This window comes from Herpetosiphon llansteffanensis (assembly GCF_003205875.1).
Taxonomy (GTDB): Bacteria; Chloroflexota; Chloroflexia; order Chloroflexales; family Herpetosiphonaceae; genus Herpetosiphon; species Herpetosiphon llansteffanensis.
The window spans coordinates 79,683-94,926 of sequence record NZ_PUBZ01000092.1; the positions used below are offsets into that span (position 1 = coordinate 79,683).

General features: G+C 49.9%; 15 protein-coding genes. 3 read left to right on the forward strand and 12 right to left on the reverse strand.

Annotated features, from left to right (window positions below):
* Position 1: 1 nt before the first annotated feature.
* The 4 genes from C5S61_RS11845 to C5S61_RS11860 all read right to left on the reverse strand — a co-directional run bounded on the left by C5S61_RS11845 (position 2) and on the right by C5S61_RS11860 (position 7,333).
* Positions 2 to 1,204, reverse strand: a complete 1,203-nt coding sequence (locus C5S61_RS11845) for an AAA family ATPase (RefSeq protein ID WP_110515266.1) — start codon at positions 1,202 to 1,204, stop codon at positions 2 to 4.
* Between the two features lie 113 nt (positions 1,205 to 1,317).
* Positions 1,318 to 4,794, reverse strand: a complete 3,477-nt coding sequence (locus C5S61_RS27425; RefSeq protein ID WP_110515267.1) for a S8 family serine peptidase — start codon at positions 4,792 to 4,794, stop codon at positions 1,318 to 1,320.
* Positions 4,795 to 5,064: 270 nt separating this feature from the next.
* Positions 5,065 to 5,997 carry an aldo/keto reductase gene (locus C5S61_RS11855; RefSeq protein WP_110515268.1) on the reverse strand — a complete coding sequence of 311 codons (933 nt, stop codon included), beginning with the start codon at positions 5,995 to 5,997 and terminating at the stop codon, positions 5,065 to 5,067.
* A gap of 160 nt (positions 5,998 to 6,157) precedes the next feature.
* Positions 6,158 to 7,333 carry a phosphopentomutase gene (locus tag C5S61_RS11860; RefSeq protein WP_110515269.1) on the reverse strand — a complete coding sequence of 392 codons (1,176 nt, stop codon included), beginning with the start codon at positions 7,331 to 7,333 and terminating at the stop codon, positions 6,158 to 6,160.
* A 407-nt stretch (positions 7,334 to 7,740) separates the two neighbouring features.
* Between C5S61_RS11860 and C5S61_RS11870 the strand changes: the two genes are divergently transcribed.
* From C5S61_RS11870 to C5S61_RS11880, 3 genes are read left to right on the forward strand one after another with little or no spacing between them, the layout of a single operon-like run.
* Complete coding sequence (locus C5S61_RS11870) at positions 7,741 to 8,748, forward strand: metal ABC transporter substrate-binding protein (protein WP_110515271.1); 1,008 nt, start codon at positions 7,741 to 7,743, stop codon at positions 8,746 to 8,748.
* A 14-nt stretch (positions 8,749 to 8,762) separates the two neighbouring features.
* Entirely contained in the window at positions 8,763 to 9,629 is an 867-nt protein-coding gene (locus C5S61_RS11875) for a metal ABC transporter ATP-binding protein (RefSeq protein ID WP_110515272.1), read from the forward strand.
* Positions 9,598 to 10,443 carry a metal ABC transporter permease gene (locus C5S61_RS11880; RefSeq protein ID WP_110515273.1) on the forward strand — a complete coding sequence of 282 codons (846 nt, stop codon included), beginning with the start codon at positions 9,598 to 9,600 and terminating at the stop codon, positions 10,441 to 10,443. Before C5S61_RS11875 ends, C5S61_RS11880 begins: the two co-directional genes overlap by 32 nt.
* On the opposite strand, the gene C5S61_RS11885 is transcribed toward C5S61_RS11880, so the two are convergent.
* The 8 genes from C5S61_RS11885 to C5S61_RS11920 form a co-directional block, all read right to left on the reverse strand.
* Entirely contained in the window at positions 10,440 to 10,832 is a 393-nt protein-coding gene (locus C5S61_RS11885) for a response regulator (RefSeq protein ID WP_110515274.1), read from the reverse strand. The two genes, C5S61_RS11880 and C5S61_RS11885, sit on opposite strands and share 4 nt — an antisense overlap.
* 614 nt (positions 10,833 to 11,446) lie before the next feature.
* Entirely contained in the window at positions 11,447 to 12,190 is a 744-nt protein-coding gene (locus tag C5S61_RS11890) for a hypothetical protein (RefSeq protein WP_110515275.1), read from the reverse strand.
* Positions 12,180 to 12,494 carry a hypothetical protein gene (locus tag C5S61_RS11895; RefSeq protein ID WP_054533597.1) on the reverse strand — a complete coding sequence of 105 codons (315 nt, stop codon included), beginning with the start codon at positions 12,492 to 12,494 and terminating at the stop codon, positions 12,180 to 12,182. Before C5S61_RS11895 ends, C5S61_RS11890 begins: the two co-directional genes overlap by 11 nt.
* A 30-nt stretch (positions 12,495 to 12,524) precedes the next feature.
* Entirely contained in the window at positions 12,525 to 13,022 is a 498-nt protein-coding gene (locus C5S61_RS11900) for a 6-pyruvoyl trahydropterin synthase family protein (protein WP_110515276.1), read from the reverse strand.
* Positions 13,019 to 13,342: a hypothetical protein gene (locus C5S61_RS11905; protein WP_110515277.1), complete on the reverse strand. Its 324-nt coding sequence runs from the start codon at positions 13,340 to 13,342 to the stop codon at positions 13,019 to 13,021. Before C5S61_RS11905 ends, C5S61_RS11900 begins: the two co-directional genes overlap by 4 nt.
* A 44-nt stretch (positions 13,343 to 13,386) precedes the next feature.
* A complete protein-coding gene (locus tag C5S61_RS11910; RefSeq protein ID WP_110515278.1) occupies positions 13,387 to 13,902 on the reverse strand; it encodes a CRISPR-associated protein Cas4 in 516 nt (171 codons plus the stop codon).
* Positions 13,899 to 14,132, reverse strand: a complete 234-nt coding sequence (locus C5S61_RS11915) for a hypothetical protein (protein ID WP_110515279.1) — start codon at positions 14,130 to 14,132, stop codon at positions 13,899 to 13,901. Before C5S61_RS11915 ends, C5S61_RS11910 begins: the two co-directional genes overlap by 4 nt.
* Positions 14,133 to 14,136: 4 nt before the next feature.
* Positions 14,137 to 15,234, reverse strand: coding sequence for a M50 family metallopeptidase (locus C5S61_RS11920; protein WP_110515280.1), 1,098 nt, complete (start codon positions 15,232 to 15,234; stop codon positions 14,137 to 14,139).
* Positions 15,235 to 15,244: the final 10 nt, after the last annotated feature.

Below are 15,244 nucleotides of genomic sequence, written 5' to 3' on the forward strand. Positions count from 1 at the left end.
ATTATTCCCCTTGCTCCTGCGTATCCTCAATTGCTTGATCAAGTTTGCCCGTTGTTGCCAAATAACCAACGCCACCACTTGCCAAAAGCTTTGGCAGTGCATCCACATTATCAAGCAAGGTCAATTCGCTATAGCCTTGTGGGTTACGATGCGCAACCGTGATAAAGCCAATGTAATCGGGGGTCATTGCATCAAGCAAGGCCGGATTATGGGTTGTAACGAGTACATCAATCTGGCGTTTGACGGCGATTTCGCGCAACATCTCCAATAGTAATTTAGCGCGTGATGGGTGTAGACCATTATCAACTTCTTCGATAATTAAATTGCTGCCTTCTGGCCGTGTCAATAAAGCTGTCAGAATTGCCAAAAAGCGCAGGGTTCCATCAGACATACGACGACTATCAATATTAAAGGTTTGACCATTGGGCCATGTTTCTTCGCAATACAGCATTGCATTTCTGCCAAGAAGGCCAATTTTCTCAACCCACACCTTACCAACATCATTTTCGGGGAGTCGAGTAAGATACTCAGTAAGTTGTTGCTCAATCTTTTGACGTTTAGCATCGTCTAATGCAGCAAGCACTCCGGCGAGATTGGAACCATCATTTTCTAGTAAATCAGAAATTTCTGCAAAGTGATTTATATTTTTTGGTATTACATCTAAATTAAGGATATTTGTAAAAACATTATTAATATATTTAATGTATTTTGATACTTCTTCAGAAAAAAAATAAATTAATGTTTTATTAATAATTGAAATATTTGACGGAATTTTAATTTCAAATTCTCCATCCTTTATTATCTGTAGCTTATTATTCTCGAATAAAATAGGTTTTGTATCAAATTCAATTCCACTTTCTTTTAATTTAATTTTTTCGGCTGTAATTTGAATATTATTCATAATATTAATTCTTATTTTATATGTAAATTCCTTTTCAATTTTATCAGTTTCATTCTGATGAAACTCAACTTCTAATTCAAAGGAATCGCGCCCATACAATGGTGCAAATTCTGCTCCACCCCTTAAATTACTGAGAGCTTTTTCTAATTCTTCGCCATCTGCTAAGGCTTTTAATAAACTCAAAGCATCAAGCACATTTGATTTGCCGCTCGCATTCATGCCAATTAAGACCATAATTTGGTCGAGGTAGAGGGTTGTATCTAAAAAGCTTTTCCAGCGGCGAAAGGTAATTGAGTGAATCATAAGCAACCTCAGGCATAGGGAGCATTTGGCTCATTATACTCTAGATAAAAAAACCGCCAGGTGCTTGGGTTTACCCAAGCGCCTGGCGAGAAGATGAGCCAACGAACTAAAGTTTAGTTGCGGCCAACCACGGGCAAGTAGACAGTGTGAGCTGCGCTGACTTGTTTGGTTACAATCGTCTTGTTGCCATAGCTATCGCTTACTTCCACCCGAACCGTGTAGGTCATGTCGGGGTCAGTATAGGTATGGCCAACTGGCGTGCCAGCTGGAGTGGTAACGATGGCTGAGCCATCGCCGAAGTCCCAGCGATATTCGACTGGCACAGCATCATACTCTGAGGTCAGATCAACATCGAACATGGTTTGTGAACCATTTGCTGTGGTCAAAATCGTGCCGGTTGCATCATCCCACAAGACTTTGAAGAAGGTTTCGAGCAACTCTTGGCGGCTGGTGGTGTCACTCAGGTTGTTGACCCCTTCTAAGCCGAAGGTGGTGTAGATCGAGCGACCCAAATAGCTGATGCCTGGGTTTTCCAAGGTTGGTTGAGCGCGATGGAAGCGACCAGTCGTCGCTTCTTCTTCGCCAGCAATCGAGAACAATGAGCGAATCAACTCATCGCGATTTGGATCGAAGTCGGTGCCATACAGCGATTCAAGTGCATCAACACTGCGTTGGTTGCGAGCGCCGTCGCCCAAGCTAGCATTGATGTTAATTTCCATATCTTGGAATACTTCTGGCGCTTGAGTCGTAGCGGTCAATGGTTTGGTAACCGTAACCACGTTTGATGAGTTGATGTTGGGGCGCAAGAACTCACCACTCAATACACTGGCATAGAAGAATGATTCAGTGTCTGGGCTGGTTGAATTGAGCACTTGAGCCAAATTCTGACCCATCGCGATGATCGTACCGCCGTTATTTGCGTATTCGGTCAAGCGATCCATATCCAAGGCGGTCAATGGAGTGGGAACCGTAAACGCACCATTGCGTTGATCGTAGTTACCAGTGAAATAGACAATGGCTTTATATGGATACAATTGTTCAGCTGGTGGCAAGAAGGTGGTAACAGCGCCAGCCAAATTATCAACATCCAAGACTTGATAGCTCAAGCCAATTTCTTCAAGTGTTTCGGTGTAGTAGCTGGTTACATCGATATACTCTTCACCGATTGATGAGCTACCGTCGTTATCAATTACTAACACATCAACATTGGCAGCAGGCTTGGTTACCCGTGCCCAAGCTGGCATGTGGGCATCGTGGGTTGGGCCATCAAGCACAATAAAGCCTTGATTATCGCCATAGCCACGGCCAGCCAAGCTGTTGAAGGTAACGGTGAATTGAGCGCTGCCATTGGCTGGAACAGCAATGCTGTTGGTTGCTAAGGTAACGCCAGCCATTGGGGTAATGTTGTTGAAACCACCACCAGTATATTGGGTGCTGATGCTATAGGTTTCGGCAACATTGGTTGCGTTGGTGACGGTCACCAAAATTGATTTGGTTGTGCCGCTCAAGACTTGGCCAAAGCTCAAGCTTGGTGGGCTTAAGAAGACACCTGGGTTTGAGGCTTTGCTCAAATCGATCCGGCCAGCGCCCATATCCAATGGTTGGGCTGGTGAACCATCAGCGACTGTAACCCCAATGTACTTCGAGGTGCTCATCAAAGCCGATTTGATTTCGTCGTTGGTCCAGCTTGGGTGGGCTTGGCGTAACAAGGCTGCCGCACCAGCAACGTGAGGTGCTGCCATCGAGGTACCCGATGCAGTGCCATAGCCAAGGTGACGGGCTTCGCCGGTTGCGCCTGGGGTGTAGCCATGTGAAAGGATATTCACGCCAGGAGCGGTTACGTCTGGCTTCAAGACATCGCCAACGCCTGGGCCACGGCTGCTAAAGCCAGCAATTACGTCTGGGGTGCTAGCGGCAACATAGGTCGATGGGTTAATTGAAGCAACTGATGCGCTGCCATGTTGGCCATACCAGTTAAACAAGCCAGTCCCTGGCGTAAAGCCAATCATAATCACTGGGATGGTTACTTGAGCGCCAACAGCACCAGCGCCCATGTTAATCAGCGTATTGCCATTGGCTGCATTGTTGTAAATCACAACGTAGCTAGCACCAGCATTTTGGGCATTGAGGGCCTTGACCCCAAACTCACAATCGCCACGCTGAATCAAGGCAATTTTGTTAGTAAATGTGCCGGCAGCAAATGCGGTACAACCAGTCAAGTTTGCTGGGGTAGCTGCACTGCCTGGCATATATGGTAAGTTTACAATGCTATTAACAGGTGCGCCAAACGCCGCTGCTGCAATCGGAATCGTTTGCAAGGTTGGCGAGATTGGGGTTGGTTGGGTTACATCCAAACGACCAGCAGCAAACGTGCCTTGGGTCGTGCTAGCTGCTACCACAATATACTCATCTGATGGGTGATCCGAGGTGCCTTTGTTGGGGCCAGCATTGCCAGCAGACATTGACACAAAGATCCCAGCATTTGAGGTGTTGATCAAGGCAGTATCAAGGGCATCGAATTCGCCGCCCAAGCTGCCTGGGCCACCACCCCATGAGTTGTTAACCACGTCGGCTTCGTCAGCCACAATATCTTCAAGGGCTTCAATCCCTTCAGCATTGTAGAACGAGCCAATCCCGTTGACACTCGCATAGAATACCCGATAGCTCATGATCCATGCTTTGGGAGCGACACCGCTCATTGATGGCAAGCTCAAGCCGCTAAAGGTTGCGGTGACGACATCGCCAGCTGCAATCCCTGCGGTGTGAACCCCGTGAGGCGTGCCATTGGTGCCTGGCCATGGGTTTTGGTCGCCATTGGCTGGGCCGTCCCAATCGCGGAAGTAGGCCCGTGAAGCAATGATTTTGCCGTTGTTATTTTGGGTCAAACCCACGCCGTTGGCTGGATAGCCATCTGGGTAGCTGTAGCCGACACCGCTGAACATTGGCGCATCTTTGTGCACGCCACCGTCCATCGAGGCAACCTTAATCCCAGCGCCAGCATTGCTACGGCCCCCAATTTCAGCACTATTCCACAGGGCTGGCGAACCAATCAAGGTGTTGCTCAAGTGCAAATCTGCTTGTTGTGGCAAGTCAAGGTGCACAGCTTTGACATTTGGCAATGAGGCTAAAATCTTACGGGCATCGTCACGTTTGGCATCGCCAACGTTAACGGTCATCCCGTTAAAGACCACGCTATAACGCAGTTCGTCTTTAGCACCAAATTCATCGACGAAGGTTGCAACCTTTGAGCCTGGCAATGCTTTGCTCATATCTGCCACAAAGAGGTTTTGTTCAGCCTCTAATTGCGCCAGATAGGCCTTGGCATCAGCAGCCTTAAGATCTAAACGTTGGTTGGCGGTACGAGCCTTGTTGGTGCTTTTGCTCCAAGCAGCCAAAGCAGGTGATTCCAACTCTACAATCAAACGTGGCGAAGCTGACACAGCTTCAGCAACACCATCGCTGGTTATAGGATTTGTATCAACCGTTACTGGAACTTTTTGCGCTGTTGTAGCGACTGGCTGTGCAAATAAGCTAATCACCAAGGTGAGTAAGCTGAAAATTACAGCCCAACGTGGAAGGAAACGATTCACCAGTCCTCCTTATAGCGCTTTGCCAAATCCTACCAAATGACCGTGGTTAGTAGTGGAGTTACCTGTGGATATTTCATTGAGGTAGGCGGCGCTAAAAATGCAGATACTGAATATTATGCACTGAACTGTGGAGTTATGCAAATAGGCTTAGCGAAGCTAGCAGCAACTGAACATAGACCTACGATTAAGTGTCGCAGATGACAGCGAAGCCGCATTGTTAGTGGCTTCGCTCCGCAATTGAGCAGCATGGCCGCTGGGCCTCAAACTAATTTATTGGCCAGCTTGGTTCAAATATTCAACCGCAGCTGGGGTTAATTCGAGCTTGGCGGCCTTGATCAGATCGTTAACTTGATCAAGATTGGTGGCACTTGCAATTGGCGCAGTAATGCTTGGCCGCGCAATTTGCCATGCTAAGGCAACTTGGCCAGGGGTCGCTTGTACCTCAGCAGCAACTTCATCAAGTGCCTTGAGCAGCGCCCAACCTCGTTCATTAAGATATTTTCGCACTCCTGAACCACGAGCGCTTTGGCCCAAATCTGCTTCACTGCGATATTTACCAGTTAAGAAGCCTGAGGCCAAGGTCGAATAGGGAATTACGCCCAAAGCTGCTTGTTGGCAAACTGCTTCCAAATCGCCTTCATAGCGGTCACGATCATAGAGGTTGTACAAGGGTTGCAGGCTTTCGTAGCGGGGCAGATTATGCTGCTGGCTAATATCCAGTGCTGCTTGCAAGCGTTCAGCACTATAATTCGAGGCCCCAATTGCCCGAACTTTGCCTTGTTGAATCAGCTCGCCAAACGCGCTCAGGGTTTCTTCCAAAGGCGTTTCAGCATCATCAACATGGGCTTGATAGAGATCAAGATACTCGGTTTGCAGCCGTTGCAATGAGCCATCAATCGCCTTAGCAATATTGGCCTTCGATAAGCCGGTGCCAGCGCCAACTTTGCTCAAAATAAGCAGATCGTCGCGGCGTTGGCGTTGTTTAATCCATTCACCAATCAGCGTTTCCGATTCGCCACCCTGATTGCCCTCAACCCAGGCCGAATAGACATCAGCCGTATCGATTGCATTTAAGCCTGCATCGATAAAGGCATCAAGCAAACGAAAGGTTTGCGCCCGATCAACCGTCCAGCCAAAAACATTGCCCCCAATTACAATCCGTGGAATTCGCAGTTCCGACTTACCAAGTTGACGTAGTTGCATCAAAAAAATCCTTCCATACGCACAGCAATTGTTGCTAGCTGGTTGATGGATTAATAGTAGCACTAGAAATTCCGCTCAGCCATGCAATTTGCTGTTTAATCAACAAAACCCACCCTTTTTCAGGATAGGTTTTGTTGACTATCAATTAACAGCTGAAACGTTATTGCAACTCAGCCAAGAAACTTGTGCCATGCAATGGTGCTTCCAGCCCAAAGATCTCCGCCAGCGTTGCCGCCAGATCGCTCAGGGTTTGGCGTGTACCTAAATTAGCAGGTTTCGCCAAGGCTGGGCCAAACACCAACAGCGGTACATACTCGCGGCTGTGGTTTGAGCCAGGCGTGGTTGGGTCAACACCATGATCAGCCGTAATCACCACCAGATCGCCATCTTTAAGTTTGGCTTGAATTTCAGGCAAGCGTTGATCGACAGCATGCAAGGCGTTTGCATAGCCAACCGGATCATTGCGATGGCCATAGATCATATCAAACTCGATCAAATTGGCGAACAAAAGGCCTTCAAAATCCGCATCAAGGAATTCGATAATGGCATCCAAGCTAGCAGCGTTATCAACAGTATGGTTTGAAACGCTAATGCCGCGATTGCCAAAAATATCATCAATTTTGCCAACAGAGTAGACGCTTTTGCCAGCTGCTACCAATTTATCCAAAATGGTTGGCGTTTCTGGGGTTAATGCGTAATCGTGGCGGCGAGCTGTGCGTTTAAAGGTTGCTGGGCTATCGCCAATAAATGGCCGCGCAATCACCCGCCCAACTGCATGCTCGCCCACTAACAGCACGCGGGCTGCTTCACACATCGCGTACAGTTCGCTTGGCGGAATCACATCTTCATGGGCTGCAATCTGAAACACGCTATCTGCCGAGGTATAGACAATTGGCGCGCCAGTGCGAATATGCTCCATACCCAATTCTTCAAGAATTTCGGTCCCCGAGGCTGATTTATTGCCAAGCACATCGCGGCCAATCTGTTGTTTAAACGGCTCGATAATTTCAGCAGGAAAGCCATCGGGATAAACTGGAAATGGCGTTGCCAAGACAATGCCCATCATCTCCCAGTGGCCAGAAACCGTATCCTTGCCCTTGGATAAGGGTTGCATTTTGCCATAGCTACCCTGAAATTCTGCTGGGCAAGCGACACCCTTGATTTCGCTGACGCAACCAAGCCCAAAACTGGCCATGGTTGGCACGTTTAAGCCATTGACTGCTGCCGCCGTATTGGCCAGCGAGTGGCTGCCAACATCGCCATATTCAGCAGCATCAGGCGCTTCGCCAATGCCCACACCATCCAAAACAATGACCGTTACGCGCTTAATATCCATCCAAATGCTCCTTATAAGCTGTAAAGGGGTCGGGAGTCAGGGGCTGGGGATCGGTTGCCCGTGCTGTGCCAACCACCTGTTGCCAACCGCAATAATGTTCCGAGAGCCAATAGCCAAGAGCCATCGTTTCTCTGCGCCTCTGCGTTAAAACTCCTCTTCCTGCTCTTCGCGTTCTTCGCGGTTCCGCACGAGGAGCTAGCGGTCAGGGGCTGGGGATCAGTTGCTTGTACAATTCCCAACACCATTGCCAACCCCAATGATTTTCCGCTAGCCGTTAGCCTTTCATCCTTCATCCCTCATCCTTCATCCTTCATCCTTCATCCCTCACTATTATACGAGATCGACCTGAACAAACGAACGATGGTAGAATACTCGCCGGATTCATGTAGTTGAGGATGGATACCACTATGCGGCGTTGGTCGATCACGAGCTTATTATTGTTGCTGATCTTGGCAAGTTGCGGAGCCGAACAAGCTGCCCCAACCACGCAAGGCCAAGCAGGCAAACTCAAAGTTGTTAGCACGGTTTCGCCAATTACCAACATTATCTACAATATTGGTGGCGATAAAATTAGCTTAACTGGCATCGTTCCCGAGGGCGTTAATTCGCATACCTTCGAGCCAGTGCCTTCTGATGCCAAAACCTTGGCCCAAGCAGATCTGATTTTTATCAATGGGCTTAATTTAGAGGAGCCAACCCATAAATTGGCCGAAGCCAACAAGCAACCAAGCGCCGAAATCATTTTGCTCGGCGAGCAAACGATTACGCCAGAGCAATATGTCTACGATTTCTCGTTTCCCAAAGAGGCTGGCAGCCCCAACCCGCACCTCTGGACGCACCCGCTCTATGGATTGCGCTATGCAGAAATTGTGCGCGACAACTTAGTGCGCCGCGATCCGAGCAACGCCGAGTATTACAACGCCAATTATGCCGCCTTCAAAACCCGCATCGAAGCCTTTGATGTAGCAGTTAAAAAGACGGTTGAAAGTATTCCCGCTGAAAACCGCAAGTTGCTCACCTACCACGATTCATGGGCTTACTTTGCGCCGCATTATGGCATGACCGTGATTGGGGCAATTCAGCCAGCCGATTTCTCCGAGCCATCGGCCAAAGATGTTGCCAATTTGATCACCCAGCTTCGCGAGCAAAACGTGCCAGCGATTTTCGGCTCCGAGGTATTTCCTTCGCCAGTATTGGAGCAAATTGGCCGCGAAACAGGCGTAAAGTATATCGATAGCTTGCGCGACGATGATTTACCTGGCGAAGTTGGCGCAGCCAATCACTCCTATCTCGGCTTGCTCACCGAAGATCTACGCATTATGGCCGAGAATCTTGGCGGCGACCCAAGCTTGATTGCCAATTTCGATACCAGCAACATTCCTGGCAGCGATAGCAACGTCATCCAACAGCAATAGGGAGCAAGGCTTGTATGCAGCCAATTATTGAGTTACGCAATGTCGGGTTGCGCTATGCAGAGCGCCTCGTGCTCGATCAGATTAATATTCATCTGCACCATGGCCAATTTGCGGCGCTGGTTGGGCCAAGCGGTGCTGGCAAAACCAGTTTATTGCGCTTAATTTTAGGCTTGCATGCTCCCAGCCATGGCCAGATTTTGACGCATGGCAAGCATCCAGTCGATGGCCAAATCCCCACGATTGCCTATGTGCCACAGCTTGAAACGGTCGATTGGAATTTTCCGGTGACGGTTGAGCAGGTTGTGGCCATGGGCTTGGTGCGCCAAGCGAATCCGTGGCCGTGGTTGCGCAAAAGCGAGCGCCAAGCAGTGCAAACAGTGTTGGCCCAACTCGAAATTGAGCAACTAGCCAAACAGCATATTCGCAATCTTTCGGGCGGTCAGCAACAGCGGGTCTTTTTGGCCCGGGCCTTGGTTGCCAAGCCAGCTATGTTGGTGCTCGATGAACCGACGACTGGGATTGACCCACGGGTGGCCGAAACAATTTTGCACTTGCTGGCCGAGCTAAATCAACAAGGCATGACGATATTAATGACGACCCATGATTTGAATGCGGCGGCGGCCCATGTGCCATGGATTATCTGCATGAATCAAACGATCATTGCCCAAGGCACACCCGAAGCGGTGTTTACGCCCGCTGTGCTTGAGCAAACCTACCATAGCGAGATGGTGGTGGTGCACCATGAAGGGATGTTGTTAATTCAACAACGTCCCCATGGCCATAGCTACCGCGATTTGATTCCCAACCCAATCATTGGCGAAGTGCTGAACCCAGCCATGGAGAATACAAGTGAACCAGCTTTTAGAACCGCTGAGCTTTAGCTTTTTTCGCTATGGCATTGTTGCCGCGCTGCTCATCGGCAGTTTGTGCGGCCTGTTGGGCGTGTATATTGTGTTGCGCGGCATGAGCTACATTGGCCATGGCTTATCGCACGCAATTTTTGGCGGCGCAGTCGTTTCGTTTGTGCTGGCGTGGAATTTCTATCTTGGGGCTGGTTTATGGGGTTTTGCTGCCGCAGTGTTAATTAATCAAACTGCACGGCGCACCAAAATTAATGCCGATGCAGCAATTGGCATTGTGACAACAGCAAGTTTTGCCATTGGCGTGGCCTTAATTAGCCGCTACCGCAACTTTACTCGCTCGTTCGATGCTGCCTTGTTTGGCAATATTCTAGGCGTAACCAGTAGCGATCTCTGGGCAATCGGCGGAGTGTGCATCATGGTTGGGCTGGTTGTATTTTTCAGCTACAAGCAATTGCTGTTTATGACCTTTAATAATGATGTGGCCCAAGTCTATGGCGTGCGCACCAACTGGCTGGATACGCTGTTTTCGTTGATGCTGGCTGCAACGTTAATCGTTTCGATGAAAATTTTGGGCGTGACGTTAATCGCTGCTGCCTTGGTTATTCCACCAATTACTGCACGACTCTTGACCGATAGTTTTCATCGCATGTTGGCGATTTCTACGCTTATTGGCGGTTTAACTGGTTGCGTTGGCATGTACCTGAGCTATTTCTTCGATCTTGCCTCGGGAGCCACGATTGTATTGACTCAAACTGGCTGTTTTATGCTAGCCTTGGGTATCGCAGCCTTGCGCAAACAACTGCGTAGCCGCATGATTCACACCCACGTTTAGCGCGCCAAGGCACGCAACTGGGTCGGATGCTCGATATAACGCGTCAAGATGCCCCGTAATTCAGCCAATGAGAACGGTTTCGCCAGAAAATCGGTAAAACCTGCTTCGCGGCAAGCTTGGCGCGTGTCTTCACCTGCATAGCCACTGACGGCAATCACCGGAATATCAAGGCACTGCGGATAGCCACGCAGTTGTTGCAACAGCTCAAAGCCGTTTTCACCAGGAAACGAGAGATCTAAGAAAATCAACTGGGGATGGAGCGTGGTAAGCGCAGCTCGCATTTCATCGCCACTACTGACCGTAACTACCGTATGCTGCGAGCGCGACAAAATGCGCACCCAAAACGCTTGCATCAAGCCACTGTCATCAATTGCTAAAATAGTTGCCATCGACTTCCTCCTTGGCAATGCTACATCCACTCTAAAATGCAGCCTCGCTCGCAATAGCACAACTTCAATAGGGATAGTCTACCCCTAACTCGTAGTCACAAATGAGGCACAATAGTGTTGTCTTCGGCCTACGGAGAGTAATATGACCATGGGGGACAATTGGCCTATACACTGTAGTTTTTCGCAGATATTGGGATGCAGAGGTTGGAAGATCCCCTCACCCCAACCCCGCTCCCACGCGGCGGGCGAGGGGCTTTCATGTCGTAGTTTTTGCATGATTTGTGGTGAAAACGGGTGCTCGCCCGCGTGTTCAGTGGGAGCGGGGGCTGGCTTTCAAGGGTTGGTGTTAAGATCCCCTCTCTCGTGCGCGGGCGAGGGGCTTTAACGCCGTGGTTCACCCCCAATTCCTTCGTGAAAACCGATGTTCCCCCTCGCCCTCGTCCAGTAGGAGAGTGGCTTTTTTCCGCAGATCGCTGGGAAACTATCGTTGACTCCCCCTCGCCCGCGTTTTCGTGGGAGAGGGGGTCGGGGGGTGAGGGAATACTTGCCACCGTCAATCGCTCAAAACCTGCCCTTGAAAGGCGGGGGCTGGGAGGTCAGGGAATCATCGCTGGTTAAAAACTCATTTGGGCTAAATCGTGAGTGCTGGTTGTCCACAGCAGGCTATCCAAAACGATAGCTTGCACGCCAAGCGCTTGCAGGCTGGGGAGGCTAGCAAGGCTGGGAGCACTACAGATTAATGATTTATCGCTTAGTTCGCGCAGCCGTTCAACCCCCCAAAGCAACAATGGCTCAATCGCCGGCCCGAGCAAGCGCCCATAGTGCGTGCCATGTTTGGCCCGCGGCCCCGAACCAAGCATGATGCCATCGATTGCTTGGGGAATCGTGGTTAATTGGCTAATTTGATCGGTCGCAACGTGCATCAGCAACGGCGCTTCCCATTGATTGCGCACCAATTCGACCCAGCGCGCAAGGTGCTGCAATTCGCTACTTTGCTCCAAATCGAGCACAACCGCCGCCCACTCGCCTTCCTGCAAATTACGCAATAATTCTTGTAAATCGTGCAGGGTGCGCGGCTGTAGCGTTAGCAAAACTGGCAGATCGATGGTTTGCCAATGGGCTGCATCGCGTTGCGCCCGCCGCCATGTGCGCGTTGACGAGCGATACAACACGCCGCCAGTAGTTGGCAGCAGTTGCAACGCTTGATCACGGGTTCCCAGCGGATCGGTAATAATTGCCCCAAGATTAGCCATAGTTGCCAAGCGATCCGTGCCCGCGCCAAAGCCACCACAGCGCCCAAGCACAGCGTTGGTGAGCGTCAAGCCATAGGGGTTGTGCGGCGCAAGATCAATTGGCATCGCTTGGGGTTCCTTGGGTTTGATCGTGCTTTTTCAAGGCTTTTTCAATATCATCGACCAACGTGCGCGCTTCTAAAAGATCCAAGTGGGTTTGTTCATGGGCATATTGAATCGCCGCCAAACGATCGCCGCGAATCAACAAATCCAAAATATCTTGGCGCACATCATCGCGAATGTTGGTTGTGCGCACATGACGATCCATCGCTCGTGCCTGAAAGCGCAAGCGTTCGCGATAGGTTTTGGTGCGCATAATCAGCAGGGTAATTAAGCCAATTGCCCCGATAATGACGACCAGTGCGCTCATAATTCCATCCATATGTATGCCCTCGGTACGTTAAGCTTGCGGCCATTCAAGGCTGGCAAAAGCTTGTTGGCCCGGCCCTTCGGATACCCAAACTCCAACCATTTTGAGGGTATTAACCCCATCGTGGCGCAAGCGCTCGCTTAATTCGGCACAAAAATAGCTTGCCAATAGCTCAGCCGTAGTGTTTTCAATTGGCAGCATAATCACTTCGGCCAACGGAAAAACATAATATTTTTCTTCGTAGCGCACCGTAATGTGCTGCTCGTCTTGGCTATAGGCAATTTTTGCATTCTCAGCGGCCAACAACACCCGATGATCGAGCGTGCGCGCAATTTCAGCGGCATGTTTTTTCAACACGCCAAAATCTACCACATACTTATCTTCACCCAAAAAGCCTTCGACCTCGACGGTTACGCGATAATTATGCCCATGCAGGCGTTCACATTTGCCGCGCATGGTAATAAAATGCGCCGCTGCAAACCCAAGCTGATCCTTGGTTACTTGCAAGCGATAAATACGTTGGCTCATGCCAGAGACTCCTCAATGTGGCAGGTATAACAATGTTGGCACAACCGAAACGGTACGCCTGTATGACACGGAGTAACCAGATTTTCCCGCGAGCCACAACAGCGACAAACACTGAGATTTTCAATATCATCAGCGCGCCAAAGTTGCGCCCGCAGCTCCAATTTGGGAATTGGCTCAGTGCGGAGAATTGCTAAATTGACACAAACCGCCGCCGGAAAAATTTCCTCGACGTTGGCATACAGCAATTGGGGATTCCACACCACCTCGTCACCGACACAAATATCTTTCATGCGTGGATGTTGGCGAATTTTAAATTTCATAATGTCACAACGGCTACTAGGAATGGGCTGATTGATAAACAGTGCTAGTCATATTCTAGCGCATCTGTGCAGCGGTCGCCAAATCCGCAGGCGTTACAGCGCCATGGTTCGTCGTGCGAACGTTCAACCTCGGTTAATGTCAGATCATCACGCATCATGTCGAGCGTATCGATCAACGCCTGATAGAGGTGATCAGTCCAATCGACCTGGAAGGTATGCTGGGCGTAACGCAACAAACCATAGCGCGGGGCAACGCCAGTTGCTTCTTCAAGCAACAAACAATACGCCGCCAGCTGCAAAATATCGCCCTGACGTGGGCTAGTTGCTTGGCGCTGTGGCTTGACCTCAACCGGAATCAAGGCCTTGCCATCAGCCAACACATAATCGGGCTTGCCAGTTAATTGATAACGGGCCGAAAATAAGGGCTTGCTCAATTCACGCCGATTCGTATCGTGATAGACCACCGTGCGCCAAGGCAGGCCCGTGCTGGCGCGCACTACATTGCTTCGTCGCCACAGCCACAGGCCAAGCAATCCCAAGATGATCGCCAGCCAAATCATGCGAATACCAAGGCTAAGGCTGCTAGCAACAACAAACCAATGGCTACAGTGCGCAACCATTGGCTTTGTTGAAGGTCTCGGCCATGGCGTTGATGCGCCACTTCGCCTTGAGCTAAACGTTCAGGAAATCGTCCTTGCCAGCCGCATTCACGCCGCAGCCACCAAGCTCTGGCACAAAAATCATATTCGCCAAGCTCGCTGGCGCGGATAATCGGCTTATGCTCTGGCATTGGCTTACGGTCTAACGATTGGCGTTGGCGTTGGCGGCATGGTAATCGCTGGCTCGCCACTAATGATATTGCGCACGTCTGAAACCGTAACTAACAGCATCAAACCAAGCAACATCATCATCCCAATTGCATGCACCACTGCTTCGCGTTCGGGTGGAATTTTTTTGCGTCGAATGGCTTCAATCAAGGCAAAAATAATGCGGCTACCATCAAGCGCTGGAATTGGCAGAATATTGATCAAAGCCAAGTTCAAGCTCAACAAGGCAGTAAAATTCAGATAATCGCGCAAGCCTGAGCGGGCAACTTGCCCGGTTAAGCGGGCGATACCAACTGGGCCAGCTAAGCCACCTTCTGGCGCTGGATTCGTGCCCAGCAAACCGCCGATCAACATCGCAAAACCCATAAACATTTCGCCGAGCAAGCGAAAACTATAGGTAAAGCCGTTGATGATTGCTTGAAAAATATTAACTGATTCGCGGGGATTGCCCAAGCCAACGCCAAAACGATAGCGTTGCGCTTCGGCACTATATTGCGGCGTAACGCTCAAGGTTTGTTCTACGCCATCGCGTTGGACAACCACACTGACTGGTTTACCATCACTGGTTTCGACCAACTGCCGCACTTGTTCATCGGCGCTAATTGGCGAGCCATTGATCGACACAAACACATCTTCAACCACAAAGCCTGCTTTGGAAGCAAATTCGTCGGTTGAAGCAACCATCACTTTATCAAGGTTGGGGAAGCCCCAAATTGCAAAAATGATTGCAAACATAATGATTGCAGTAATCACATTCGCAATCACGCCCGCAGCCATCACTGGAATTCGGCGGCGCGGCGGCGCAGAAGCAAGGCTATCGGGGTCGTCGAAGCCGCCTTCTTCGCCAGCAAAGCGCACAAAACCGCCAAGTGGCAGCCAGTTGAGCGTAAATGGAATGCCCTTGCGCACGAACAACACTTTGGCGCGTGGCGGTAACCCAATGCCAAATTCTTCGATCTTAATGCCCATTTTGCGGCCAACCCAATAGTGGCCCAGCTCATGAACAACAACTAAAAAGCCTAAAGCGGGAATAACCGCAAGCCACGCCAAACTGCTAAAATCCATAAAGATCTCC